Annotated in this window: 29 protein-coding genes and 1 tRNA gene; 17 read left to right on the plus strand and 13 right to left on the minus strand. The window is 36.8% G+C overall.

Features of this window, described 5'->3' with window-relative positions:
• The first annotated feature begins 97 nt into the window (after positions 1-97).
• The 5 genes from ACQWU4_RS16735 to ACQWU4_RS16755 all read left to right on the plus strand — a co-directional run bounded on the left by ACQWU4_RS16735 (position 98) and on the right by ACQWU4_RS16755 (position 9,372).
• Entirely contained in the window at positions 98-988 is an 891-nt protein-coding gene (locus tag ACQWU4_RS16735) for an aspartate carbamoyltransferase catalytic subunit (RefSeq protein WP_429936898.1), read from the plus strand.
• Between the two features lie 146 nt (positions 989-1,134).
• Positions 1,135-2,208, plus strand: a complete 1,074-nt coding sequence (locus tag ACQWU4_RS16740) for a carbamoyl phosphate synthase small subunit (protein WP_429936899.1) — start codon at positions 1,135-1,137, stop codon at positions 2,206-2,208.
• Positions 2,209-2,298: 90 nt separating this feature from the next.
• A complete protein-coding gene (gene carB, locus ACQWU4_RS16745) occupies positions 2,299-5,481 on the plus strand; it encodes a carbamoyl-phosphate synthase large subunit (protein ID WP_429936900.1) in 3,183 nt (1,060 codons plus the stop codon).
• Between the two features lie 208 nt (positions 5,482-5,689).
• A complete protein-coding gene (locus ACQWU4_RS16750) occupies positions 5,690-8,545 on the plus strand; it encodes a kelch repeat-containing protein (protein ID WP_429936901.1) in 2,856 nt (951 codons plus the stop codon).
• Between the two features lie 329 nt (positions 8,546-8,874).
• The gene (locus ACQWU4_RS16755; RefSeq protein ID WP_429936902.1) at positions 8,875-9,372 is read left to right on the plus strand and encodes a hypothetical protein; all 498 of its coding nucleotides are present in this window, start codon (positions 8,875-8,877) and stop codon (positions 9,370-9,372) included.
• Positions 9,373-9,374: 2 nt separating this feature from the next.
• On the opposite strand, the gene ACQWU4_RS16760 is transcribed toward ACQWU4_RS16755, so the two are convergent.
• The 9 genes from ACQWU4_RS16760 to ACQWU4_RS16800 are packed head-to-tail and all read right to left on the minus strand — an operon-like array spanning position 9,375 to position 14,245.
• Positions 9,375-10,058 (minus strand): DUF6058 family natural product biosynthesis protein, encoded by a 684-nt coding sequence (locus ACQWU4_RS16760; RefSeq protein WP_429936903.1) that lies wholly within the window; start codon positions 10,056-10,058, stop codon positions 9,375-9,377.
• Positions 10,059-10,083: 25 nt separating this feature from the next.
• Positions 10,084-10,746 (minus strand): Type 1 glutamine amidotransferase-like domain-containing protein, encoded by a 663-nt coding sequence (locus ACQWU4_RS16765; RefSeq protein WP_429936904.1) that lies wholly within the window; start codon positions 10,744-10,746, stop codon positions 10,084-10,086.
• 7 nt (positions 10,747-10,753) lie between these two features.
• Complete coding sequence (locus tag ACQWU4_RS16770) at positions 10,754-11,167, minus strand: VOC family protein (RefSeq protein WP_429936905.1); 414 nt, start codon at positions 11,165-11,167, stop codon at positions 10,754-10,756.
• 49 nt (positions 11,168-11,216) lie between these two features.
• Positions 11,217-11,627 carry an SRPBCC domain-containing protein gene (locus ACQWU4_RS16775; protein ID WP_429936906.1) on the minus strand — a complete coding sequence of 137 codons (411 nt, stop codon included), beginning with the start codon at positions 11,625-11,627 and terminating at the stop codon, positions 11,217-11,219.
• A 7-nt stretch (positions 11,628-11,634) separates the two neighbouring features.
• Positions 11,635-12,204 (minus strand): dihydrofolate reductase family protein, encoded by a 570-nt coding sequence (locus tag ACQWU4_RS16780; protein ID WP_429936907.1) that lies wholly within the window; start codon positions 12,202-12,204, stop codon positions 11,635-11,637.
• Positions 12,205-12,218: 14 nt separating this feature from the next.
• A complete protein-coding gene (locus tag ACQWU4_RS16785; RefSeq protein WP_429936908.1) occupies positions 12,219-12,782 on the minus strand; it encodes a dihydrofolate reductase family protein in 564 nt (187 codons plus the stop codon).
• Positions 12,779-13,267, minus strand: coding sequence for a DinB family protein (locus tag ACQWU4_RS16790; protein ID WP_429936909.1), 489 nt, complete (start codon positions 13,265-13,267; stop codon positions 12,779-12,781). Before ACQWU4_RS16790 ends, ACQWU4_RS16785 begins: the two co-directional genes overlap by 4 nt.
• On the minus strand, positions 13,268-13,861 hold the full coding sequence (locus ACQWU4_RS16795; RefSeq protein WP_429936910.1) for a DJ-1/PfpI family protein: 594 nt from the start codon (positions 13,859-13,861) through the stop codon (positions 13,268-13,270).
• A 9-nt stretch (positions 13,862-13,870) separates the two neighbouring features.
• A complete protein-coding gene (locus ACQWU4_RS16800) occupies positions 13,871-14,245 on the minus strand; it encodes a VOC family protein (RefSeq protein WP_429936911.1) in 375 nt (124 codons plus the stop codon).
• A 118-nt stretch (positions 14,246-14,363) separates the two neighbouring features.
• Here ACQWU4_RS16800 and ACQWU4_RS16805 point away from each other — a divergent pair, with 118 nt between their 5' ends.
• The gene (locus tag ACQWU4_RS16805) at positions 14,364-15,329 is read left to right on the plus strand and encodes a GlxA family transcriptional regulator (protein ID WP_429936912.1); all 966 of its coding nucleotides are present in this window, start codon (positions 14,364-14,366) and stop codon (positions 15,327-15,329) included.
• Positions 15,330-15,389: 60 nt separating this feature from the next.
• On the opposite strand, the gene ACQWU4_RS16810 is transcribed toward ACQWU4_RS16805, so the two are convergent.
• Entirely contained in the window at positions 15,390-16,238 is an 849-nt protein-coding gene (locus ACQWU4_RS16810; RefSeq protein ID WP_429936913.1) for a hypothetical protein, read from the minus strand.
• Between the two features lie 139 nt (positions 16,239-16,377).
• On the opposite strand from ACQWU4_RS16810, the gene ACQWU4_RS16815 reads away from it, so the two are divergent.
• From ACQWU4_RS16815 to ACQWU4_RS16835, 5 genes are read left to right on the plus strand one after another with little or no spacing between them, the layout of a single operon-like run.
• Entirely contained in the window at positions 16,378-17,154 is a 777-nt protein-coding gene (locus ACQWU4_RS16815; RefSeq protein ID WP_429936914.1) for an isocitrate lyase/PEP mutase family protein, read from the plus strand.
• Positions 17,154-18,197 (plus strand): bifunctional transcriptional activator/DNA repair enzyme AdaA, encoded by a 1,044-nt coding sequence (locus ACQWU4_RS16820; RefSeq protein WP_429936915.1) that lies wholly within the window; start codon positions 17,154-17,156, stop codon positions 18,195-18,197. Before ACQWU4_RS16815 ends, ACQWU4_RS16820 begins: the two co-directional genes overlap by 1 nt.
• A gap of 29 nt (positions 18,198-18,226) precedes the next feature.
• Positions 18,227-18,832, plus strand: coding sequence for a DUF2911 domain-containing protein (locus tag ACQWU4_RS16825; RefSeq protein ID WP_429936916.1), 606 nt, complete (start codon positions 18,227-18,229; stop codon positions 18,830-18,832).
• 3 nt (positions 18,833-18,835) lie between these two features.
• Complete coding sequence (locus ACQWU4_RS16830; RefSeq protein ID WP_429936917.1) at positions 18,836-19,363, plus strand: GNAT family N-acetyltransferase; 528 nt, start codon at positions 18,836-18,838, stop codon at positions 19,361-19,363.
• Positions 19,360-19,722, plus strand: coding sequence for a cupin domain-containing protein (locus ACQWU4_RS16835; protein WP_429936919.1), 363 nt, complete (start codon positions 19,360-19,362; stop codon positions 19,720-19,722). Before ACQWU4_RS16830 ends, ACQWU4_RS16835 begins: the two co-directional genes overlap by 4 nt.
• 99 nt (positions 19,723-19,821) lie before the next feature.
• Here ACQWU4_RS16835 and ACQWU4_RS16840 read toward each other — a convergent pair whose 3' ends face one another.
• From ACQWU4_RS16840 to ACQWU4_RS16850, 3 genes are all read right to left on the minus strand, one after another.
• Positions 19,822-20,565 (minus strand): dienelactone hydrolase family protein, encoded by a 744-nt coding sequence (locus ACQWU4_RS16840; protein WP_429936920.1) that lies wholly within the window; start codon positions 20,563-20,565, stop codon positions 19,822-19,824.
• A gap of 122 nt (positions 20,566-20,687) precedes the next feature.
• Positions 20,688-21,299: an HAD family hydrolase gene (locus tag ACQWU4_RS16845; protein WP_429936921.1), complete on the minus strand. Its 612-nt coding sequence runs from the start codon at positions 21,297-21,299 to the stop codon at positions 20,688-20,690.
• 288 nt (positions 21,300-21,587) lie between these two features.
• Positions 21,588-22,019 (minus strand): type I restriction enzyme HsdR N-terminal domain-containing protein, encoded by a 432-nt coding sequence (locus ACQWU4_RS16850; protein WP_429936922.1) that lies wholly within the window; start codon positions 22,017-22,019, stop codon positions 21,588-21,590.
• A 7-nt stretch (positions 22,020-22,026) separates the two neighbouring features.
• Here ACQWU4_RS16850 and holA point away from each other — a divergent pair, with 7 nt between their 5' ends.
• From holA to ACQWU4_RS16880, 6 genes are all read left to right on the plus strand, one after another.
• On the plus strand, positions 22,027-23,064 hold the full coding sequence (holA, locus tag ACQWU4_RS16855) for a DNA polymerase III subunit delta (protein ID WP_429936923.1): 1,038 nt from the start codon (positions 22,027-22,029) through the stop codon (positions 23,062-23,064).
• A gap of 26 nt (positions 23,065-23,090) precedes the next feature.
• Entirely contained in the window at positions 23,091-23,231 is a 141-nt protein-coding gene (locus ACQWU4_RS16860) for a hypothetical protein (protein WP_429936924.1), read from the plus strand.
• A 92-nt stretch (positions 23,232-23,323) separates the two neighbouring features.
• Positions 23,324-24,265, plus strand: a complete 942-nt coding sequence (gene trxB / locus ACQWU4_RS16865) for a thioredoxin-disulfide reductase (RefSeq protein WP_429936925.1) — start codon at positions 23,324-23,326, stop codon at positions 24,263-24,265.
• A 420-nt stretch (positions 24,266-24,685) separates the two neighbouring features.
• Complete coding sequence (locus ACQWU4_RS16870) at positions 24,686-24,961, plus strand: hypothetical protein (RefSeq protein WP_429936926.1); 276 nt, start codon at positions 24,686-24,688, stop codon at positions 24,959-24,961.
• A 109-nt stretch (positions 24,962-25,070) separates the two neighbouring features.
• Positions 25,071-25,286: a glyceraldehyde-3-phosphate dehydrogenase gene (locus ACQWU4_RS16875; protein WP_429936927.1), complete on the plus strand. Its 216-nt coding sequence runs from the start codon at positions 25,071-25,073 to the stop codon at positions 25,284-25,286.
• 135 nt (positions 25,287-25,421) lie between these two features.
• Positions 25,422-25,506 (plus strand) — tRNA-Ser (locus ACQWU4_RS16880).
• The last annotated feature ends 229 nt before the right edge of the window (positions 25,507-25,735 follow it).

Below are 25,735 nucleotides of genomic sequence, written 5' to 3' on the forward strand. Positions count from 1 at the left end.
TACCGGGCGAAAGCGCCCTTTACGATATTTATTATTATTATTATTATTAAGCGAAGATGTTGTCTTCGCTTTTTTTATGTTCAAAAATTAAGAAATTATGTTTACGATTACAGAACTAAGCACCGAGAGAATCAACAGTATGCTGACCGAAGCACTGGCTTTTGCCAACGGAAAAACTGCAAAAATTGAAGGAGAAGTTTTCTGCTCAAATCTTTTCTTTGAAGACAGTACAAGAACAAAGACAAGTTTTGATATCGCAGAAAGAAAGCTTGGTCTGCAGGTCGTTCCTTTTGATGCTTCCCACAGCTCTGTAAACAAAGGCGAAAGTCTTTATGATACAGTAAAAACTATTGAAAGTGTAGGAGTGAATCTGGTAGTTATCAGAGATAAGAAGGACAGATACTTTGAAGAATTAAATAATATCAGGATTCCGGTGATCAACGGAGGAGACGGAACAGGAAACCACCCTTCCCAATCTATGCTGGACCTGATGACAATTTATCAGGAATTTGGAAAATTTGAAGGCTTAAAGATAGGAATTGTAGGAGATGTAAAGCACAGTCGCGTAGCCAATTCAAATGCAGAAGCATTGAGAAGATTAGGTGCTAAAGTATATTTCTCAGGACCCGAAGACTGGTTTGATGAAGGAGCTCTAATCAACGGAACTTACTTACCGGTTGATCAGTTAATATCCGAAGTGGATGTATTGATGCTGCTAAGAATCCAGCACGAAAGACACGATGCAAAAATGAGTTACTCCGCTTCCGAATACCACAGAAAGTATGGTTTAACAAAAGAAAGAGAAAAAGCAATGAAAAAAGAAGCCATCATCATGCATCCTGCACCTATCAATAGAGGAGTAGAAATTGATACAGATTTGGTGGAATGTGAACGTTCAAGAGTATTCAAACAAATGCAGAACGGTGTTTTTGCAAGAATGGCCATCCTGAAAGAAACACTGGAAAAAAGAGGATACACCTTTAAATAAGGGAAAAATAAGATTCAAGATTCGAGTTCCGGATCTTGAACAGACAAAAAATTCCCCTCCTCTGGAGGGGTGGCAAAAATTCAAAGAATTTTTGACGGGGTGGTTAAAAACAGAATAGAAAGTAAAAGAAAATCTAAATAAAGAAAATGAAGAAAAAATTAATACTGGAGTCCGGTGAAGTGTTTCATGGAGAAGGTTTCGGAGCAGAATTGGAAACTGCCGGAGAAGTAGTTTTCAATACCGGAATGACAGGGTATCAGGAGTTGATCTCCGATCCGTCATACTGCGGTCAGATCGTTTGCATGACCTATCCGCTTATCGGAAATTATGGTATTAACCGTGATGATTATGAAAGTATTGAGCCGGCTATTAAGGGACTTATTGTAAAAGAGCTTTGCGATCTTCCTTCCAATTTCCGTACTCAGATGACTTTAGATGAATTATTTAAAAAGAAAAACCTTTCAGGAATTTCAGGAATTGATACCAGAAGACTGACAAGAGTTCTACGTAATTACGGAGTGGTAAAAGGAAAGATTGTAAATGCAGATGCAGATGAAAATGAAGTCGTAGCAGAATTAAAATCCACAAATTTCCCTACCAACCAGGTAGAAACAGTTTCCACAAAAACGCCTTACGCGAATCCGGGAAGAGGATTTAAAGTGGTCCTCGTAGACTTCGGTTCCAAATTAGGAATTATCAGAGAGCTGTCTCAAAGAAACTGCGATATTACAGTTGTATCCCAGGATGTAACTGCAGAAGAAATTTTATTAATGGATCCTGATGGAGTAATGCTTTCAAACGGCCCCGGTGACCCTGAAGACAATCAGCATGCTCTTGAAATGATCCGTGGAATCTTAGGAAAAGTTCCGATTTTCGGAATCTGTTTAGGTCATCAGCTGATTGGTTTGGCTTGCGGAGCAAAAACGTTTAAACTAAAATTCGGACACAGAGGAGGAAATCACCCGGTGCTGGATTTGGAGAAAAACAAAGTGGCTATCACTTCCCAAAACCATGGCTATGCAGTAGATCAGGAAAGCTTGAAAGGAACAGATTTAATTGAAACCCACATCGCACTGAATGACAGAACAAACGAAGGCTTGAAACATAAAATTCACCCTTGCTTCTCAGTTCAGTATCACCCGGAAGCTAGCCCAGGCCCAGAAGATGCAAACTATTTATTTGATGAATTCATTGATTTAATGGAAAACTTCAAAAAGTAAGTATAACATTCAAGTCTAATTCAAAAAAGTAAAAAACAACACTGGAAGTCTGATATTCAAATCTGGCATCTGGTATCTAAAAAAAGAAAAATGGCAAAACGTACAGATATAAAAACAATTTTAGTAATCGGTTCAGGACCCATCATCATCGGTCAGGCAGCTGAATTTGATTATGCAGGAACACAGGCTTGCCTGTCTTTGAGAGAAGAAGGTTACAAGGTGATTTTGATTAATTCAAACCCTGCGACCATTATGACGGATGTAGAAATCGCGGATAAAGTATATATTGAACCGATTTCACTTCAGTTTGTAAGCCACATCATCAGGAAAGAACGCCCGGATGCGCTTTTACCGACACTTGGAGGACAGACAGGTCTGAATATGGCTGTAGAACTTGAAAAATCAGGAATTCTTGAAGAATGTAAAGTGGAAGTTTTGGGAACTACACTTTCTGCGATCAACAGAGCGGAAGACAGAGATCTTTTCCGTGAACTGATGAGAGAATTGAATGAGCCTGTTCCGGAATCAGATATCGTGAATACAGTAGAAGGAGCTCTTCGTTTTGCTGACGAGATCGGATATCCTGTAATTGTCCGTCCTGCCTTTACAATGGGAGGAACTGGCGGAGGTATCGCCTCTACAGAAGCTGAATTGAAAGAGATTGCTGAGTTAGGGTTAAAGTATAGTCCTGTAACACAGTGTCTTATCGAAAAATCAATTGCAGGTTTCAAAGAAATTGAATATGAAGTAATGCGTGATGCAAATGACAACGCGATTGTGGTTTGTAACATGGAAAATATAGATCCGGTAGGAGTTCACACAGGTGATTCTATTGTAGTGGCACCTTCTCAGACACTTTCTGACCGAGAGTATCAGTTGTTGAGAAATGCCTCACTAAAAATCATCAGAGCCTTAGGAATTGAAGGAGGGTGTAACGTACAGCTTGCATTAGACCCACATTCTTTCAATTACTATATCATTGAAGTGAATCCTAGAGTTTCCCGTTCATCAGCACTGGCAAGTAAAGCAACAGGATATCCGATTGCAAAAATTGCAGCAAAAATTGCAGTAGGCTTGACTCTTGATGAGATCATGAATCCGGTGACAGGAAAAACATATGCATGTTTTGAACCAGCCCTTGATTATGTGGTAACAAAATTCCCAAGATTCCCGTTCGATAAATTCGAAACAGCTGATAGAAGGTTATCTACACAGATGAAGGCAACAGGAGAAGTAATGGCTATCGGAAGAAATTTCGAAGAATCCTTACAGAAAGCCATCCGTTCTCTTGAAACGGGAATCAGACATTTGGGGTTAAAAACAAAACAAGCAGAGGCATTAACTGCTGAGGAAATCGAAAGAAGAATCAGAGTTTGCGATGATGAAAGACTGTTCATCATTGGAGATGCTTTAAGAAGAGGATATGACTGGGAACAGATCGTAGAATGGAGCAAAATTGATAAATTCTTTATCTGGAAACTGAAAAAACTGGTTGATTTTGAAAAAATAATTGCTGCCAATAAATTTGATAAAGAAACTTTAATCCAGGCTAAGAAACTGGGCTTCGCAGATATGAATATCGCCCACCTTTGGGAAGTTAAGCAGCGTGAAGTTTTCGATTTCAGAAAAGAAAACGGAGTAATGCCTGTTTACAAAATGGTAGATACCTGTGCAGCAGAGTTTGAAAGCGAAACACCATATTTCTACGGAACTTATGAAGAAGAAAATGAAAGTGTTGTTTCCAATAAAGAAAAGATCATTGTTCTTGGTTCAGGACCTATCAGAATCGGACAGGGAGTAGAATTCGATTACGCGACGGTTCACTCGGTTTGGGCAATCAAAGAAATGGGTTACGAAGCTATCATTATCAACAATAACCCTGAAACGGTTTCTACAGACTTCTCGATCTCAGATAAATTATACTTCGAGCCATTGACGGAAGAAGATGTAATGAACATTATTGAGCTTGAAAAGCCAAAAGGAGTTGTAGTTCAGTTTGGAGGACAGACAGCCATTAACCTTGCAGATAAACTTGCAGCACACGGGGTGCAGATTCTTGGAACTTCGCTGGAAGATCTTGACAGAGCTGAAAACAGGGATAAATTTGAAAAAGCACTTCAGGAAATGGGAATTCCTCAGCCATTAGGAAAAACTTCCACTTCAAAAGAAGAAGCTATAAAAATTGCCAATGAAATCGGATATCCGGTGCTGGTACGTCCGAGCTACGTATTGGGAGGACGTGCAATGGAAATTGTGTATGGTGAAGCAGAACTTGCCTACTATATGGAAAATGCAGTAGAAGCAAGCCCTAAACACCCTGTTTTGGTTGATAAATACATGGTGGGAAAAGAAATTGAGATCGACGCAATTTGTGATGGTGAAACAGTAGTGATTCCGGGAATCATGGAACATATTGAAAGAGCCGGGGTTCACTCGGGAGATTCTATAGCAGTATATCCTACACAGAATGTTTCCCAAAAAGAGATCGATACATTGGTAGACTATACACAGAGACTGGCTAAAGGATTAAATGTGATCGGTTTAATGAATATCCAGTACGTTCTTTTCGAAGGGAATGTATATGTAATCGAGGTAAACCCACGTTCTTCAAGAACTGTTCCTTTCCTGTCTAAAATTACAGAAGTTCCGATGGCTAATCTGGCTACAAAAGCAATATTAGGACAGAAACTGAAAGATTTAGGCTACCAAAACGGTCTGGTTCCAAGCAAAGAAGGGGTTTATGTAAAAGTTCCCGTATTCTCTTTCTCAAAACTGACAAAAGTAGATATTTCCTTAGGCCCGGAAATGAAGTCTACAGGAGAAGTAATGGGGAAAGACACTACACTTGAAAAAGCCCTTTACAAAGGACTCATCGCAGCAGGAAGAAAAGTTCCTATGCACGGTTCCATTCTTTTCACAGTAGCAGATAAGCACAAAGACGAGGCAGCAGCGCTTGCACAAAGATTCCACGAAGTAGGATTCAGAGTCTGGGCAACTGAAGGAACTGCCAAATACTTTGAAGGTAAAGGAATTCCTTGCAAAATCGGGTACAAAATAGGAGAGGAAGATGTAAATCTTATCGACCTGATCCAGAAAGGAAAAGTACAATATGTAGTAAATACCATGACGAAAGGAAAGCAGGCTGAAAGAGACGGTTTCCAGATCAGAAGAATGAGTGTGGAAAACGGTGTTCCTTGTTTAACTTCAATGGATACAGTAGAAGCTATCTTAAAAGTAATTGAAAGCATGAGCTTCAAAATGGAGACGATGTAATTTCGGAACCGGATAATATATTTAGCCCTGCAAGAAAACTTGCAGGGTTTTGTTTTAATAAAAACTAAGCTGCTTGCTGTTTATAGAAATTTGTATAAATTCGCTGAAAATTAATAGAATAATATTCCGGACAACAAATATCTTTTATTTGTGAAAAATATGATGAAAATTATTTTATAATTGAAAATAAAAAAAAACACTTTAAACTATGAAAAAAATATTTTTTCTTTTGATAAGTACAATGTGCTTATCACAAAATATCAATTTTACCTGGATACAAGGAGGAAATCAAATTGAACAAAACGCCGAATTTGGAATATATGGGCTGGAGAGCAATGAAAATTGGCCAAATATTTTAAAAGAAATGTCCTATGTTGTAGATAATGATGGAACATTCTGGATGTTTGGTGGTTACAGCACTGGTTGGGTAAGTAATGCGACGAGTCTGTTATGGAGTTACAATTATCAAACTAACAATTTTACTTTCAGAAAAGGCTGGTTATACCACGATTTTAATGGTTATAATAAAGGAGTAAATATAGATAGCTACAGAAATGTTCCCGGAGCTGTAAGACAGTCTTCCATGTGGGCTTCAACAAATAAAAATTTATATGTTTTTGGGGGAGCGGATGCTTCAAATAAACATAAAAACGATCTGTGGAAATTCAACAGTCTTACTAATAACTGGACTAAAATTTCAAATGGAACATCAAACGGGGGAGGTAGTTTTGGTACAAAAGGAGTCGAAAACAGCACCAATATTCCTCCTGCATTGATCCATACCACAACATGGACTGATTCGTCTGGAAACCTGTACTTCTTCGGGGGTAAAACTTCAAATGGAGACGAATATAATACCGTATGGAAATATAATATTTCCACAAATATGTGGTCTTGGATTGGTGGTACCGATCAGCCCAATATAAATGGTGTATATAATAGCATAGGGCTGGAAAATACCCTGAATATGCCTAGTGCCAGATTTGGAAGCTGCAGTTTTAAAGATTTACAGGGAAATATCTTTATTTATGGAGGATATCATAGTTCCTCACCTCAAAGTTATAATTATAATGATTTATGGAAGTTTAATCCTGTAAACGGATTATGGAGCTGGATGAAAGGAAGTCAGACAAGTACCGAAAACATTGCTGGTGCGATAGGAGTGGAAAACAGTAATAACCTGCCGGGAACACTTTACAGTTATTACGATAATCCTAAACCTAATAACTGGACCGATAAAAACGGAAATTTTTGGATCCAAGTAAACTATTATGTATGGAAGTATACACCATCCAGTAATTCCTGGACATTAATGAAGAAAAACGGAAATCCGCCAACCAGTCAGCCACCTGTTTATGGGACACTGAATGTGGAAGATGCACAAAACTTTCCGGGATTCAGAAATTCTTCGGCTTGCTGGACTGGAAATGACGGAAACCTGTACTTATATAATGGAAATACAAATGCTTCAAGTAGCTATGCAGTTGATCTGTGGAAATATAACATAACGACCAATAATTGGGTCCAAATTAAAGGACCAGGAATTATAAGCGGTGGCAATTCATATGATTTTATATCCTATGAAAAACTGGATGGGCTTGTTGAGAGTGAAAATACTCCGGGTGGAACAGCCAAGTATGGTGCCCAATGGAAAGATGCTGACGGAAATTTATGGATTTACGGAATTTATGGAAAATATGGTAATGAAATAAATACTACAGCGTATTCTTCTGTTGACTTATGGAAATTTAATTCTTCTCAAAAGAAATGGCAATGGATCAATGGCAATGAAAACAGCTTCTTCAAATCTTATACAGGAGATTTGATCAATTATGGAACGCTGAATGTTGAGAACAAAAGAAATGCTCCGGGACGTCGTATAGATGCTATGTCTTGGACAGACAATAATGGGAATTTATGGATGTATGGAGGACAGGTTCCACAAGTAAATTCTTACTATCAGGATTTATGGATGTACAATAAAGCATCCAATAACTGGGTCTGGAAAGGAGGAGTGCAAAATGCTAGTTTAGGATTAAACAGACATGCAAATTATGGAACTCAGGGCGTATATTCCTCAACCAATATTCCAGGAGCAAGGGTAAAAGGGAAAACATGGACAGATGCACAGGGAAATTTCTATTTATATGGAGGCTATGGATTTGATGAAACATCTACGAATGAAGGATATTTAAATGATGTGTGGAAATATGACATCACCATAAATCAATGGGTATGGCTGAGTGGGGATAAAACTATTAATAATTTCAGTAGCATCAGTTATCCTGTAGCTGATTATGGAACAGGAATTAACTGGATTGACGAGAATAAAAATTTTTGGTATTTTACAAATAGTAAAATGTGGAAATACCAAACCACTACCAATAGCTGGTCTACAATTGGTAATCCTCCTCCTTATGGAAATGCTAATTATGGAACTATGGGAACAGAAAATTCTGCTAATTTCCCTGGAGATAGAAACAAAGCATTAACATGGACCGGAAAAAATGGAGATCTTTGGCTCTTTGGCGGAAACAGTGCATCACAACAAAATCTATGGAGGTACAATATTTATACAAACAACTGGACTTGGATGTATGGCCCTCAAACTTCATCTTCCTATAATTATGGACAGTTGGATACTCCTTCTAATGTAAATTTGCCACCTTATAGACGGTATTCTGCTACCTGGACTGACAATTCCGGTAGTTTATATTTCTTTGGAGGTACACAGACAGAACCTTATGATCATCTAAGCTATAATGATGTTTGGAAAATAGATCTTGCCAGCTTTAATCTGAATACTATTGAAGCCTTAAAATCAAATACAAAATTCAAAGTTTATCCTGCTCTTTTCTCAAACGAAATCACAGTAGAATCTAATGAAAACTTCGAAAAAATAATTATTTCTGATTTTTCTGGAAAAAACATAAAAACATTAAATTTTAATTCAAATAAAAAGCAAATCGCAGACTTGTCGGATTTGAATATAGGAGCTTATATGTTAAGTGTTTATGGATCAGGAAATAATATCTTATTTTCAACAAAAATTATAAAAAAATAAGATATTGATCTGATGAAGTAGATATTGCATTGGCAGAAGAATAAATCAGAGTATCAGCTATAACTATAAAAATGTTTAGATCGCCGAGATGATAATTCTAATATTACCTGTATTCTGTAAATTGTCATCTGAAAGCATGAGCTTCAAAATGGCGACGATGTAATTTCAAAATCGGATAATATAATTCAAGCCCCGTAAGTTTTCTTGCGGGGTTTTTATTTCCTCAATTAAAGAAAACTATGATTTTTTGCAAAAATTATTTATAAATTAGCTCATTATCATATAACCTTAAAAGATAAACTAATAACTCCACCAAATTCAAAAAAAATATGGCAGAATATTATGCAAAATCAAAAAAATCCCTGTCCTTTGAACTAACGCAAAACGACAGATTGATAGGAAAACTCATCTATAAAAGCTGGTTCAATTTTAATGCAGCTATAGAGATTGCAGACTCAAAATATCAGGTTGAACCGAAAGGATTTTGGGGAACAACCATTGAATTGAAAGAAGGTGAAACAGTCCTTTTAAAATTCAGGATGAACTGGAATGGGGAAATTGTAGTGCAGACCTATTTTAACGGAGTGAAGAAAGGCTATATTTTTAAACATAGGGGAATTTTTAAAGAATCATTTGTCCTTGCAGATCAGGATGGAATTGAACTTTTAGTCATAAAGCCACACCTGAAATGGAATTTAATGGATTATGAATATCAGCTCACGACCACCGATACTTTTGAAACCTGTCCTGAGAAAGATATTTTGCTGATGGAGGCATTACATTGTGCGAATTATTATATGTCAATGATGTATTCTATGATGATATAAGCTTAATATTTTTTTATTTTATCGGGCAGATCATTCTTCTCTAATATCTGATCTAAATATTTTCCACGGCTGCTGCTTTCTCTTTGGTAAGGTGCAAACAGATTGGCGACAGCATTAAATTCCCGGTTCAATTTATCAAGCTCATTTTTCTGTGCATCATTTAGATCTGTTGAGAAGAATTTTTTATTAAAACCTATCAGTTTTTTTACTGCAATATCTTTTTCTACAATTTCCTTTTCAGTGGCATTTAATGTGCAGATTCCATATATGCCGGCGCAGTAATCTTTCCATTCGGTTTCAAATATTTCATCAAATTTAGCTTCAATTAACTGATTGCTGTCATCAAAAATATTATTGTATGCAATATTCCTGTCGTTGTGTTCTAAAAGAGTCTTCCTGAAATTCTCCCTGAATTTTCTTTTATACTCGGCAGGTTCTAATCTGTTTTTTTTGAAATTTTCTATAAGCAGGATAACATGTTTCCCGAAATATTCTTCTTTCTGATGTTCAGTAGTTTCATCTTCCAGAGGAGAAGTAATTCTAAGCTCTGATTCCACAACATAAGAGGCGTTGGGAATAAGCTTCTCTTCAAGCAGATAATTCAGCTGATCGTTTTTTATTCCCGTTATTTCAAGCAACTCAGCTTTTTCGATATAATTCGATTTGATGTATTCTATGTTTGTCATATGCTGTTCAATTTTAGTAAAGTTATTAATTAAATAGTTTCCAGTGTCCCTCAGAAATAACTTCAATGTTGCCGTTGGTTACTTTAATTGCTGTCTGATCATCAATAGCATATGAAGGTACAGCTATTGATGATGCCAATTTCTCCAGATGATCCAGAGAATTTTCGGGGAACATCTCATGATCCAGATGCGGATGTATTGCAAAATCAACAAACCCGAGGGATTTACTTGTTTCAGGAGGAAGTGTGTGATGCCCATAGGTCGTTCCAAATTGAGTCATGATCATACTTCCTGCACTCAATCCCACATAAACCGTTTTTTGCAGCAAGGATGGTAAAAGCTCTGCCAATCCGGATTTTTGCATCCAATAGCATAAATACTGACAGTCACCGCCGCCTACCAGCAATGCATCAGTTTCATTGAGTTTAGGAAGCCATAGTTCCTGTTTGATACTTAATAATGAAGTGAGTTCCAGGATTCCTAATGATTTCCAGCCCAATTCACAAAAGGGATCACCGATAGAACCGCAAATCACTTTTCTGATAATTTCAGCACTGTCCGGAATAGGATAAATGGCCGTGGGAATAAAAAGTGCATTTGCTTCGGCAATTGGTTTCCCGAGAAGCTCCGTTAAAGTATTATAAATTGCCTTATTACTGATGCCTGCAGAAGTGAGAAGAAGTTTCATACTGTTTTCAGTCTTTCTTTTGTTCTTTGAATTTATTTAAATCTAAATACATTATTCCCCACGTATGCCCGTCGGGATCCCGGATTGTTCTCATCTGCATAAAACCTGTATCCACCATTGGCGCCGGTTCTGTTCCACCTGATTTTAAACCGTTTTCAGCCATTTCATTGACCTTATCCGGATTTTCAACGGGAAGAGTGTAGGTAGATGCTAAATAATTTTCAGTATCTGCAATATTTTTACTGATATGACTGCTGAAAAATGATTTTGTCTGTAGCATCACCAATATATTTTCGCTCCAGGATACACATTTCTGGTTATCCCCTGTGAATAAAGGATATTCAGTAAAGCCCAGCTGAATATAAAAGTTCTGTGATTTTTCCAGATCTTCGACCGGAAGGTTGATAAATACCTGTTTCATAAGTAGAGTTTGAATTAATGATGATGGGCTTTCATTGTTTTTTATTCGTTCAGTTTTCAATAAATTTTTTAAACCGTTTGAGGACAGAATCTGTGAAATTTTGCTGGATATCTAAAGGAGTTCTATCCTCCGGTTCAAAAGTTTCCCGGATTATTACGCTGTCGCCTAAGGACTGAAATTCTACCAGGTTCTTTCTGCCGTCATCACAGATGCTTTCAATACTTTTCAGTGGAATTATTTTGGAATAAATACCGGTATAATCAAAGCCTTCTTTTCCGTCAATACGTTCCATCCTGTATCTGAATTCGCCTCCGTCCCGCAAATTGTTCTCTGCTTTTGGGCAGTGCCAGTCATCAAACGGGATATTCCAGATTTTGATAGAGTTTTCTTCCGTCCAGTGTTTCCAGACTTCGTCTATTGGTTTTTCTACCGATATACTTACGATTAAAGGGTTTTTCATCAGATTGTTATTTTTCCGTTATATAATTCAGTGCAGTGACTCCGTTGGAAAATTGGTTGGTTGTTAATAGCTGCAGTTTTACCTGGTCTTTGATATCAGCAAACAATGGAATACCTTGCCCGAGAATAATTGGATTAACAAACAGCCAGTAACCGTCAATTAAATTCTTTTCCATGAGTGAATGAGTTGCAGATGGTGAACCGAAAAGTAAGATTTCTCCTCTTTCCTGCTGTTTCAGTTCGTTTATCCTGTCGGAAAGATTGTTACTGATAATGGTTGTGTTAAGCAGGTCCAGATCTTTCATGGTCTTTGATAACACAATTTTGTGAACATTTTTATACCATTCTGAATGTTCAATGTCATGTTTTGTTGCATTGGGCTTGCTGGCAGCAGTAGGCCAGTAGCTTTCCATCATTTCATACGTTACCCGTCCATACATTGCAGTGTCGGTTTTGCTTATCCGCTGAGCGACAAAATCAAAAATTTCGTTATCAACTTTTGCCCAGCTAAGCTCACCATTGGGACCTGCTACGAAGCCGTCGAGCGATATATGCATGAATGAAATTATTTTTCGCATATTATTTAGTTTTTTTAGGTTGTTTTAATAATGTCTTCCGGCTGATAATAAAGTATTATTGCGCCGGAACTGAAGGTTTTTGTAGTGATGAGTTTAAGAGAAATGGAGTTGTTTATATTTTTAAATAAAGGCAGACCATTTCCTGCTATTACCGGGTGAACGCATAGCTGGTATTCATCAATTAAGCCAAGTTGTGTTAAGCTTACAATTAAGCCTGGACTGCAAACTAAAATATCTTTACCTGCTTGTTGCCTGAGCGCACTGATTTCTTTTTCAGTATCCTGATCTGCCAGACTTGCAGTTTCCCAATCTATATTTGTAAGGGTGTGGGAGAATACAATTTTCGGAATTCTGTCTATAGCTTCGGCAAAGTCATTCATTGATTTTTCTTCTGAAGGGTTTTCTAAGAATGTCCGCCAATACTCCATAAGCTGGTAGGTGGTCCGCCCATACAGGGCTGTACCTGAATTATTTAACAGATCCGTATAATGCTGGTGTATTTCTTCATCAGGACTTATGGCTGTGTGATCACAAAACCCGTCTATTGTCATATTGATAGCGGCAATTACTTTTCTCATTCTTTTATTTTTTGTTTAAAATGATGGCGGATGTGCATTTCAGCAAACTGATACCATTCTATGGGAGACAGATATCTGAAACCGGGATGTTCCGCTTTTCCGGAAACCGGCTCGCTTTTGATCCTGCTCCAAACCGACTGACTTCTTTCTAAAAGTAATCTCAAATCCCTTTTAACATGATCTATTAAGATTGAATCATTTTCAGGAACAGATGAATTACCCTTTATTTTAATATCGGGAAAGCTGTTTTGCAGCAACATTTCTTTTGCGTTGTCTGACATTTCCCTGTCTGCATTCAAACGGTTGCCGAAGCATGATTCCAATTGGTCAAAATACCAGTTTGTATCTATAATAATATGCATGTATAGCTGGGCTAAAGACCAGCGGTCAGGACTTTCTTTTTTCCTAAACACCATTTCGGTATACTCCTCCAGATCTTCCATAAAGACACTCAAAGTATGTTCAAATACAGTATCTGTAACCATTTAAATGGATTGATGGCTGAGGTTGTATTCCATATAATCTGCTGTTGTTTTTACTGTATCGGTGCCATAAATAAGCGATACCATATGGAAAGACAGATCTATTCCCGCACTAATGCCTCCCGAAGTGAAAATCTTATCCTGCTGAACAAATCTTTTTTCTTTTTGTGGCAAACCGGATGGAACTATTTCTGCCATATGCTCATAAACACCCTGGTGAGTACAGTATTCTTTATTGTCCAGTAAATTTAAAACCCCTAAAATCCGTGATCCGGAACAAATGCTTGCCGTATATAAAGTATTCTGATGAATTTGGTTAACCCAGGTCAGGATTTCCTTATCAGTTATCACTTTTTTGGTTCCGACACCTCCGGGAATGATCAGAATCTCAACCGGAGGGCAGCTCTGAAAATTATATTTGGGATTTACAGAAAGTCCGTTAACAGCAGAAACAGCATCATTAGTTTTGGCTACTGTAAAAACATTGAACAGCTCAAAGTTTTTTAATTCTGATGCAACCGAAAATACTTCGAAAGGACCTGCGAAATCAAGTACCTCTACATCATCGAAAAGAAGAATAGCAACATTTTTTTTCATAAATCAATTTTATTTTCTTGAATGTAATCCGATTGTATTTCCTTCTGTATCCTGAATGATCGACATAAAGCCAAATTCCCCGATAGACATTTTTGGCGTTATCACTTTTCCTCCTGCTGTTTCAACTTTGTGTTCTTCCGTCACGCAGTCTTCAGATACAAAATAAATGATGGTATTGTTTCCGTTCGTAATCATGTCCTTTTTTTCAACCAATGCTCCGGAAATATTCTGACTTCCGTTATCCCAGGGAAAGGCAGACTGCTTTCCCCAGTCAGTAGGAAGATCTATAAGTTTTGTATCGAATACAGTTTCATAAAATCTTTTGGATCGGCTTAAATCTGATACATAAATCTCAAACCAGCCAACCGGATTATTCTTTTTCATTATTAATATATTTCTTTGACTGATACAAAACTACAGATGATTATCTGATATATTGCTATGCAAAAACGACATCTTTAGGGTGTATTTGTGTCAATTGTGTTTTTTCTATATTAGCAGCATGAAAAGTATATATTTTTTATTACCGGATGGATTGATAAGGCCTTCAGCGCTGTTTAATGCTATTGAGGTTTTTGAAAAAGCGAATGTTTTTCTACGTAATCAGGGACTCAGGGATTATTATAAAATTAAAATTGTAGGCTATTTACCCAAGCAGGAACTTACATACATCAGTTTTAAAATTGAAACAGAAGATATCCGTAATTTGCCTGATCCGGATCTGATTATTATTCCTGCTGTAGAACCGGCCAATAATTACGGGAACAAGAAAAATACCTTTTTGAAGAGTTGGGTAATTGAACAGTATAATAAAGGAACAGAAGTTGCCAGCTTATGCACCGGCATTTTTTTTCTTGCAGAAACGGGACTCCTGAATCATAAGGAGTGTACCACCCATTGGATGGCAAAACCGATACTGGCTGATCTTTTCCCTGATTTACAGATTGTAACTGATAAAATAATAACCGAACAGAATGGTATTTATACCGCCGGTGGAGGGCTTTCCTCATCAAACCTGATCCTGCATATCGTAGAAAAATATAATGGAAGAGAAACGGCTTTGTTCTGTGCAAAACTTTTGGCCATTGACATAGAGCGTAATACCCAATCCGGGTTTGCTATTTTTGAAGGCCAGAAAAATCATGTTGATAAACCTATCAAAAACATTCAGGATTATATTGAAAACAATATAGAAATACGGATTACCGTAGAATTTCTGGCTGAAAATTTTGCGATGAGCAAGAGAACACTGATCAGAAGATTTAAAGCTGCTACAGGAAATACTCCCATCGAATATATCCAGAGAATAAAAGTAGAGAGAGCCAAAAGAGAGCTGGAAACGAACAGGAAAACGGTAAATGAAATTATGTATGCCGTGGGATATACCGATAATAAAGCTTTTAGGAATATTTTCAAAAAAAATACAGGATTATCTCCCATAGACTACAGGAAAAAATTTAACGCATAGTGAGTATTGTTTTGCTTGTGTTATATGTGTTTGATTTTAAGAAGTTTACGATCCTGTTTCTTAATTGATTTTATAATAAGGTTCAGAAAAATACCTGCTTGGTTTGATATAAGCTGTTTTCCTGTCCGCATCAAAGATCCAGTTGAATCTTCTCATCATATCAGCTCCAAAATAATTGACTGTTTGGTTTTTTAAGTCACCGGTAAAAAATCCTGCCGATACATCTTTTAAAACAAGATTTCCCACTTTCATAAAGGGTAAGGTACCCTGTTTGGTAATAACACTTTTTCCGCTGGAATTTTTTAATGTTTTTTCACCTGTAATTTTAAGTTTTTTATCAAGTTCTTTTTCTGCAGCAAAATCGTTGCTGTATAATAATCCTCCCGAATATCCGGACTGAAGCAGAAAATAGGCTTCCTGCTGTTGATCACCATCTATAACACTGTCTGCATTAATGAAAAACTGACCTCCCTCACTAAGTAACATAATCGCTTGATAACCTTTCAGATCAGGTTGTTTATCATAAATTTCAAATTTATTGTTGTCATAATCTATTTTAAAAGCCTTTCCGGTAAACATTCCGGTTCCGATTTTTCCGTCCGCTTCATGACCAGTAAGTTCATTATCAAAAAAACGGACGTTATTCAAAACTAGTTTTCCAATTTGTACTGTGTTCCTATCACTTATTTCATCCTTAAAAATAATATGATCTGCCTTTCGCTGCCTGTCAGGAGAAATTGAAGCATCTTTCATTGCGATCTGGAACATCAGATCCAGAGAATCCTTTTTATTGACCAGGGTTTTGACGATAATATTATTGTGCTTGGTAAGTCTGAAAGGAATGGTCTGTTGTGCCTGTACCAAAAGTCCGGCAGAAAACAGAAGAAGAAAGCTTACTTTTTTCAACATTATGATGGGATTAGTGATTAAAATTGTGAACTTAAAAATACCCTTTATTTTTATATTACAAAAACAGTTAAAAATACTTGTCCATTTTTCGGTTGCGGAGTAGACCGTATTGTTATTAATTTTATCAAAAAAAGAAAAAATGACAAATATTCAGATTTTTAAGGAACTGCATATCCAGGATGAACCACTATTATTAGGAAATGTATGGAATGCTCAAAGCGCTAAAGGATATCAGAAACTGGGCTATAAAGCACTAGCTACTTCCAGTTCTGCAGTAGCCCACAGTTTGGGATATGAAGATGGAGAGGAAATGAGCTTTGATGAATATTTTTATATTGTGGAAAGAATACTGAAGTCCGTAGATATACCTTTGTCCGTAGATTTGGAGGGTGGGTATGGAAATACATCTGATGAGATCGTCTCGAATATTTCAAAATTAGCAGCCATTGGTGTTGTAGGTATTAATATCGAAGACAGTGTCATCATTGATGGAAGCAGAAAGCTGTTAACCAAAGAACAGCTCTATGAAAAACTGAAGCCGATTATTTCAGAACTGAAAAAGAATACCGTTGAAATTTTTATCAATTTAAGGACAGATCCGTTTTTATTAGGAATAGAAAACCCGGTCGAAGAAACCTTACAAAGGATCAGGATTTTTGAAGAATTGGGAGTGGATGGAATTTTCGTTCCCTGCATTACCTCTGAAAATGATATTGAAACCATCGTGAATGCCACCGGAATTCCTGTTAATGTAATGTGCATGCCTGAATTACCCGATTTTGCAACATTAAAAAGATTGGGAGTCAAAAGAATTTCTTCAGGTAATTTTTTAAATGATTATATTTATAATTCTTTAGAAGCAGCAGGCCGTGAGGTCCTTCTGAAACAAAGTTTTTTACCAGTTTTTGTTCAGTGATGAAACTTACGGAAGATAGAATGTATCAGGCCTCTCTTGATAAGGATTCCACATTTGAGGGAACTTACTGGATGGCTGTAAAAACGACAGGAATATTCTGCCGGCCAACCTGTACTGCCCGGAAACCTAAAAGAGAAAATGTAGAATTCTTTTTAAATACCACAGAAGCTATTCAAAATGGATACAGGCCATGTAAAGTTTGTAAACCGCTTGAAAAATTAAACGAAACCCCGTCTTATATCAGGGAATTGCTGAATGAATTGCTGCGTGATGAAATTTTGAAAATTAAAGATGCCGATTTGCTAACGAGAAATATTGAACCTGTAACGGTTCGGCGTTGGTTTTTAAAGAACCATGGGATTACTTTTCAGGCATTTCAGAGAAAGCTGAGGATGAATAAGGCTTTTAAAAAAATAAAAAACGGGGAAAGTATCATAGAAACTGTAATAGACTCAGGATACGAAAGCCTGAGCGGATTTAATGAACGTTTTAAAAATATTGTAGGTGTTTCACCGGGAAATATGAAAGGACAAGGAATAATTGATCTTAAAAGAATTGAAACTCCACTGGGAACCATGTTTGCCTGTGCAATAGAGGAAGGAATCTGTCTGCTTGAATTTACCGACCGGAAAAATATGGACCGGCAATTTACATCACTGTCCAAAGCTTTGCAGGCAGAGATTGTTCAGGGGGATAATAAACATTTTAAACAGCTGGAAGAAGAGTTACAGGAATATTTTGAAGGCAAAAGACAGTCCTTTGATGTTCCCCTTTACATAACAGGAACCGAATTCCAGGAAAAGGTATGGCAGCTCCTGCGTGAAATTCCGATGGGGGAGACCAGAACCTACAAACAGCAGTCCGAGTTCTTAGGAAATCCTAAGGCAATACGTGCAGTGGGAACAGCAAACGGGATCAATAAAATTGCGATTCTGATACCCTGTCACCGTGTAATCGGCTCAAACGGAGAGTTGGTAGGCTATGCAGGAGGAATCTGGAGAAAGCAAAAATTATTGGAACTAGAGAAGGCTATTTTGTTTTGATTTTTGTAAATTTAGGCAAAAATTTACACGTGAAAAAGTTACTATTTGCACTTTGCATATCAGCTTCGGCTTTAAGTTTTGCCCAGGATTACTCGGTACCCGCAGTAAGCCCTCGTCAGAAGGTAGAACAACAGTTTTCTATGTCTAAAATCACCATTGATTATGGAAGACCGGGAGTGAAAGGGCGTAAGATCTTCGGAGAACTGGTTCCTTATGGACAGGTTTGGAGAGCGGGAGCTAACTCATCTACTAAAATCACATTCGGACAGTCTGTTAATTTTGGTGGCAAAATGGTTCCTGCAGGAACATACGGGCTTTTCATCGTTCCTACAGAAAAAGAATGGAAAGTAATCTTAAATAAAGACTTCCAGCAGTGGGGCGCATATACTTATGATCCAAAACAGGATGTGGTAGATGTAACCGTACCGGTGAACAAACTGACAGACAAACAGGAGTGGTTTGAAATTACTTTAAATCCAACTGATGAAAATTCAGGAAACCTGGTAATAAAATGGGATATGGCTCAGGCAGAAGTAGCTTTAAAACCTGCAAAACCTGATGCTGTAATCAAAATTTCAGATAAGCTGAAAGAAATTAAGAAAATAGAATCTGACGCTGCAAAAACAAAAAGCTAAGCAATGAAATTTTCAATTCAACCTGTTTTAGAAAATCAGGAATATAAATTAATCCCCTTACAGCAAGAGGATTTTGAATCTTTATATGAAGTGGCCTCCGATCCGAGAGTCTGGGAACAGCACCCGAATCCGGACCGTTATAAAAGAGAAGTTTTTGAATCCTTTTTTAAGGGGGCAATGGAAAGTGAAGGAGCTTTTAAAATAATAGAAAAATCCTCCGGTGATGTTTTGGGAAGTACCCGTTTCTATAATTTTGATGAAAATGAGAACTGTATTTTCATAGGCTATACCTTCTATGGAACAAAATCATGGGGAAAAGGGATCAATCCGCAGGTGAAAAAAATAATGCTGGATTATATCTTCCAATACGTTGATAAGGTACATTTTCATATCGGGAAAGAAAACTTCCGGTCGCAGACGGCTATGGAAAGAATCGGCGGTAAGAAGATTGCAGAAGAGGAAGTTGCCTATTTCGCAGAGCCGTCAAGAACCAATTTTGTTTATGAAATAAAAAAAGAAAACCATTTATGACAAAATATAAAATTCAGAAATCACCGTTTGTAGTTCCTACCACCGATGGAAAATTAATTGAAGAACACTGGGGAAATTCTACAGGAAATTCAAATGTCTCCATTGCCCATATGGTGGCACCACCGGATTGGAGCGAGCCGCACCAGACTCCTGAATTTGATGAGTTTACCCTTATTATTTCAGGGAAAAAACAGTTCGAAATAGATGGAGAAATCGTTATTCTGGAAAAAGGACAGAGCATCTTAATAGAAAAAGGAGCAAGAGTACGTTACAGTAATCCTTTTTCAGAGTCCTGCGAATATATTGCTATTTGCCTTCCTGCGTTTTCTATGGATTTAGTGAACAGGGAAGAAGATTAAATAATCTACCAATTTAACAGTGTAATAATTTACCAATTCCTATTTCCGGTTAAATATTGTTACACTGTTAAATTGATACATTGTTATATTAAATAAGATTTATTTTAAGATCTCTTTCAGAAACATCAATGTATGATTCCATGCTCTTTTTGCCATTACTTCATTATAGTCAGGCGATTTCGGATCGGTGAAGGTATGTTTTGAATGAGCATAGGTAATGATCTGCCAGTCGGCGTTGCCTTCATTCATTTCTTTGATCAAATTGTTATAATCTTCCGGAGTTACCCCTTTGTCATCCGCAGGATTTTCAACTAAAATCTTCGTAGAAATAGGGCCGTTTTTTCTGGTCTGATCTTTTCCAATACTTCCGTGAATAGAAACAACTCCTACTACCGGAAGACTTCCTCTTGCGGATTCCAAAGCTCCTGTTCCACCAAAACAGTATCCGATCACGGCAATTTTATCGGAAACAGCTCCGTTTTTCTTCAACTGTTCCAGAGCCAGCGAAATCCGCTTTTGATAGGCATCATAGTTCTGTTTGTAATATCCGGCAGTTTTTCCGGCAGAAGCATTGTCGGTCGGGATATTCCCTTCACCGTAAATATCAGCAATAAAAGCAATATAACCTTGTTTTTCAAGCTCGGCGGCGGCAGTTTTTGCTTCATCATCAATACCTTTCCAGGCAGGAAGGATCAGAACACCCGGAAGTTTTTTCCCGGCATTGGAAGTTACCAGTCCGTTAAGCTTCTGTGAACCGTCCTGATAGGTAACCGTTTTTAATTTTTGACTGAAAAGTGTTCCTGTGCTTATCAGGCATGCCGTTAATAAGATGTTGCGTATCATATTCTGTAATTTAGTAAATGTTTAAACAGGTTTGAATAATGAAGAATCCATAAAAAATCCTCAACTAAATTACAGAAAATAACTTAGACTGAGGATGAATAATATGATAAATCAAAAGCTTATCAGAGCTGAACTCCCAGCCCTTGAAGCTCTTTTTCCAGATCAGTATCAGGATCAATTTTAATGGTATTGAATCCTAGTGAATCTGCCATTTCGATGTTCTTAGGATTATCGTCAATGAAAACGGATTCAGCTGCCTGAAGGTTATATCTTTCCAAAAGAACATGCCAGATTTTCGGATCCGGTTTAATCAGTTTTTCTGTTCCTGAAACTACGATTTTTCCATTAAAAAGCTGAAAGAAATCATAATTTTCCAATGCGTAAGGAAAGGTCTCTTCAGACCAGTTAGTCAATCCAAATAATTGATAATCGGTATTTCCCAGACGTTTCAGGATTTCTACATTATGAGGAATGTCGCTTTTCAGCATGACGGTCCAGTTGTCGTAATAGGCTCTCAGCTCCTTTTCCCATTCAGGGAATTTTTTCACCTGAATTTCAGTACCTTCTGCAAGGCTTCTTCCGCGGTCCTGTTCTTCATTCCATTCAGTTTGTGCAATATGCTGTAGAAAGTATTCCATTTTTTCATCATCATTGAAATAATCTTTGAAAAAATATCTGGGATTCCAATCCATTAATACACCGCCAAAATCGAAGATGATATTTTTTATTTCCATAGGTATTTTTAAAACTTATTTAAATTTATTATTTTCTTTTTTATTAAAAGACAAAAGCTATAAAAGTTATCAATTTGTTAAACAGAGTAAAACAATTTAGTTTTAAAATTTAATGTCTTAAAAAGATCTGTTTAATCTTAAAAACTTAATAATCCTTAATGGTTCAATTTTTTATTATTGCAGATTAAGCAGATCGGGCAGATTTTTTCCTGTGCCAGTATAAAATCTTGATTTCTATAAAGTTTAAGTGTTCAGAAACTTTTGCGTCTTTTGTGGTAAAAAATATATTTACTCCGGTTTATAAAATTGATACTGTCCGTCTTCATAATAGGCATTGATATGCTGTAATCCGTTGGTCAGGATGATTTCCTTTGCTCCGATGATGGAGTTGTATCTGGCTGTCTGTTCAAATGTTTTCTCTGTGAGCTTAATCTGTGGGGCTTTACATTCGATCAGGATAATAGGCTCTGTTTTCTCTGTAACCAAAAGGTCAATCCTTTTGGTAAGACCGTTCAGAAGGATCTTTTTTTCGGTAATAAGTGCTGACGGAGAATAGGCTTTTACGGTCAGATAATAATGTATCCAATGCTGCCTAACCCATTCTTCGGGGGTAAGGAGAAGGTAAGTTTTGCGGACCAAGTCATAAATAAAAAACTTATCTTTGTCTTTCTTGAATTTAAAATCAAAAGTTTCCTGAAAATTCAGTTTTGGAAGTTCCATTAATAAGATGAAAGAATTAGATTTAATCCTCAAAAATATTAAAAATAAAGAAGTTTTACCTATTTATTTTTTCCACGGAGAAGAACCTTACTTTATTGATGCTGCCGTAAAAGTGCTTGAACATGACTTTTTGGAGGAAGATGAAAAAGCTTTTAACCAGACTGTGGTTTACGGAAAAGATACTTCCTATCAGGAGATTCTTTCTCTCGCAAGACAGTTTCCGATGATGGGCGATAAGCAGGTGATTATTGTGAAGGAGGCTCAGGATCTGAAATTTAATGAAGAGGAAAACAGAGTTTTGGAAACCTATGTTGAAAATCCTGTTCCGTCTACGGTATTGGTTTTTGCCCACAAACATAAAAAACTGGACAGCAGAAAAAAAGCTACAAAAGCCCTGGATAAAGCCAAAGCTCTTTTCTTAAGTGAATCGGTAAGGGATACCAATCTTCCAAAATGGATTGCAGACGAATGTGCACAGCTGAAAATTAAAACAGCTCCGAATATTTCCCATCTGCTTGCAGAATATCTCGGAAACGATCTTTCAAGAATTGCCAACGAATTGAATAAATTGAAGATCATCCTTAAAGAGGGCGAAATACTTGATGGAACGATCGTGGAAAATCATATCGGGATAAGTAAAGAATACAATGTTTTTGAGCTGCAGAAGGCTTTGGGAACCAAGAATGCTGATGCCGCATTTAAAATTGCTCATTTTATGGGTAAGAATCCGAAGAATAATCCTTTTGTGATGATGCTCGCAAATCTTTACAGCTATTTTTCCAATGTGATTATTTATCAGACGATGGCCGGACAGCCTCAGCAGGCTATTGCTTCACAGATGGGCGTAAATCCTTATTTTCTTAAAGATTATGCGGAAAGTGCAAGGCTGTATCCTCTGAAACATGCTACGAGAGTGATTTCCATTTTAAGGGAGTTTGATATGAAAGGGAAGGGGCTTGGTGCTGTGAATATGGGTGAGGCAGAACTGATCAAGGAGCTGGTTTATAAGATTATCAATGTGGATAAGATCAAGATGAAGGTATAGCGAGTTTGAGAGCTTTAGAGTGAAAAATGAAAAGAGAAGAATTAAAAATAAAAGAAGTGATTTTATCTTTGATCGAAAGATTTTATTTCAGGATTTGCGGAGTTTTTCAGACCACAGAACCCATATCCTGCAGCCCGAAACCATTTATCGACATTTCACATATCTGATATTGACAAGTATCATTAAAAATACTTTAATAAAACATTAAAAATTGCGAAATTAGCGCAGAGAATAAAAATCTTTTTGAATAAGCAAATTTATGGAGCAAAACATTTTAGATTGTGTGATCGTTGGATCCGGACCTTCTGGTTTTACAGCGGCAATTTATGCAGCAAGAGCAGACCTAAAACCTGAACTGTATACAGGCTTGGAGCCGGGCGGACAATTAACAACAACTACGGAGGTGGATAACTTTCCGGGATATCCGGCAGGGATTACAGGGCCTGAAATGATGATGGATCTGCAGAAGCAGGCAGAAAGATTCGATACCAAAGTTCATTACGAAATGATCACCAAAGCTGAATTCTCTAAGGAAAATGGAGGTGTTCACAAATTATATGCTGGAAATAAAGAGATTCTGGCAAAAACTGTAATTATTTCTACAGGAGCTACAGCAAAATATCTTGGCCTTGATGACGAAAAGAAATATGCAGGAGGCGGTGTTTCGGCATGTGCTACATGCGACGGATTCTTCTACAGAGGAAAAGACGTTGTGGTAGTAGGAGCGGGAGATACAGCAGCTGAAGAAGCTACTTATCTTGCAAAACTTACCAAAAAAGTAACCATGTTGGTAAGAAAAGACGTTTTCAGAGCTTCTAAAGCAATGATCCACAGAGTAGAGAATACTCCGAATATTGAAGTGAAATTCAATCATGAGCTGATCGGGATTGAAGGAGAAAACAGTCTTGTAGAAAGAGCTGTGATCATCAACAACCAGACTCAGGAAAAGTCTACAGTTGACGTTGAAGGGATCTTCATCGCTATCGGACACAAACCAAATACAGATATTTTCACAGGACAAATAGATCTTGATGAGAACGGATATATTGTTACAGAAAAAGGATCTACAAGAACCAATCTTCCAGGGGTATTTGCTGCAGGAGATGTTCAGGATCATATCTACAGACAGGCGATTACAGCTGCGGGAAGCGGATGTATGGCGGCTATGGATGCAGAGAAATATCTGGCTGAATTACATTAATATCCAGCTTATTAATATACAAGGCGTGCCAATGGGCACGCCTTTTTTCTTTACAGAGTTCGGGCTCAAACAAAGTTTGAGCCCGAACTCTGTATATTTGCTTCATCTAATCAACAAAGTTAATTGCTTCTTAGCTTTCTTACAATATACGGTAACTATAATAAAACTTTGCTTTAAAAAACAACAAGCTATTCCTTTGCTGGAACCGCCCGCCTGCAGGGTAAAATATTTTTCTATGTATATTATTAATCTTGAGATTCATTCTCATTAAGTTGTAACATTAACGAATTTAAATTTGTATGGATTTTTTAATTTTTATGTAAAAGACAAATTAAATAATATTTCCAGAAATAAATTTATACTCGCCAACACTAGGAAAATGGATAATTATTTTTGACTAATAATTAAAAATATACAAATATGGGAAAAAGAAAAAGGAAGATTGAAGAGGAGAAAATGTCCCAACTATCGAAAATTGTAGAAATGCAAAGATATTTAGAAGATACAAAAGAGCGTAAAAGGCTTTCAAAATGGGTTATGTTGATAGTTTCTGTTTGGTTGGTTTTGGTTATGTTAATACTTTATTTCAATAGTGATTATTTATGTTTATCTGACAAAATACTTGTGATATTACTTAAAATAACTACAGTAGTATTAGCACTTGCAATTATTGTACTTAAAAAATATTTTTCTTAAATCTTGATAGATAGTTTATTGACGAAGCTTTGATTTAACATTCATTTCTTTATTTCAAACATAATTAGAGTAAAAAGCTTAAATTAAGTCCCAATTCTAAAAAATAGAAATGGAAAGAAAAGTTATAAAAATTAAACACATCACAGGAACCTATACAATTGATGTTCAAGATGGAAAATTAAATGACATGAAAAGCCAATTGGACAAATGCTTGAACGATGAACAGGGAGCAATTGTTGTGAAGGGAGAAAACGGAGATCAGTTTGTGTATCCGTCAGATCTTTTAAAAAACAGTTTCATTGCTATAGTAGACAGGGAAGACTAAAGTATTCCAAAAATAATTCCCCTGATTTTAAGTCTATTATTAAGCTTTGTTAAAATTTCTCTTGTAAAAGTTTTGCAGAACTGTAAAATCCTTCTATATTTGCACCACTGAAAACAACGGTACAGCCGTTATTCAGGAGAGTTGGCAGAGTGGTCGATTGCGGCAGTCTTGAAAACTGTTGACTGTAACAGGTCCGGGGGTTCGAATCCCTCACTCTCCGCTAGGGAGACGTTTATTTAACGTCTCCTTTTTTTATGCATTTTGATAGAATACTTCAAACTATCCGTTAATTATTACACTCTATACTCAGCTTTCTGTTACTGCAAGACTTAATTCATAATCAGGTTTTACTCATACTTTCAATCTCTTATAAACTTTATGTTTATTTTTGAAAATTATAAGATCCCATTTATAGAATCTTAAAGGAAAAACTCTATTGTAAGTGTTTT

Source organism: Chryseobacterium sp. MIQD13 (assembly GCF_050496705.1).
GTDB lineage: Bacteria > Bacteroidota > Bacteroidia > Flavobacteriales > Weeksellaceae > Chryseobacterium.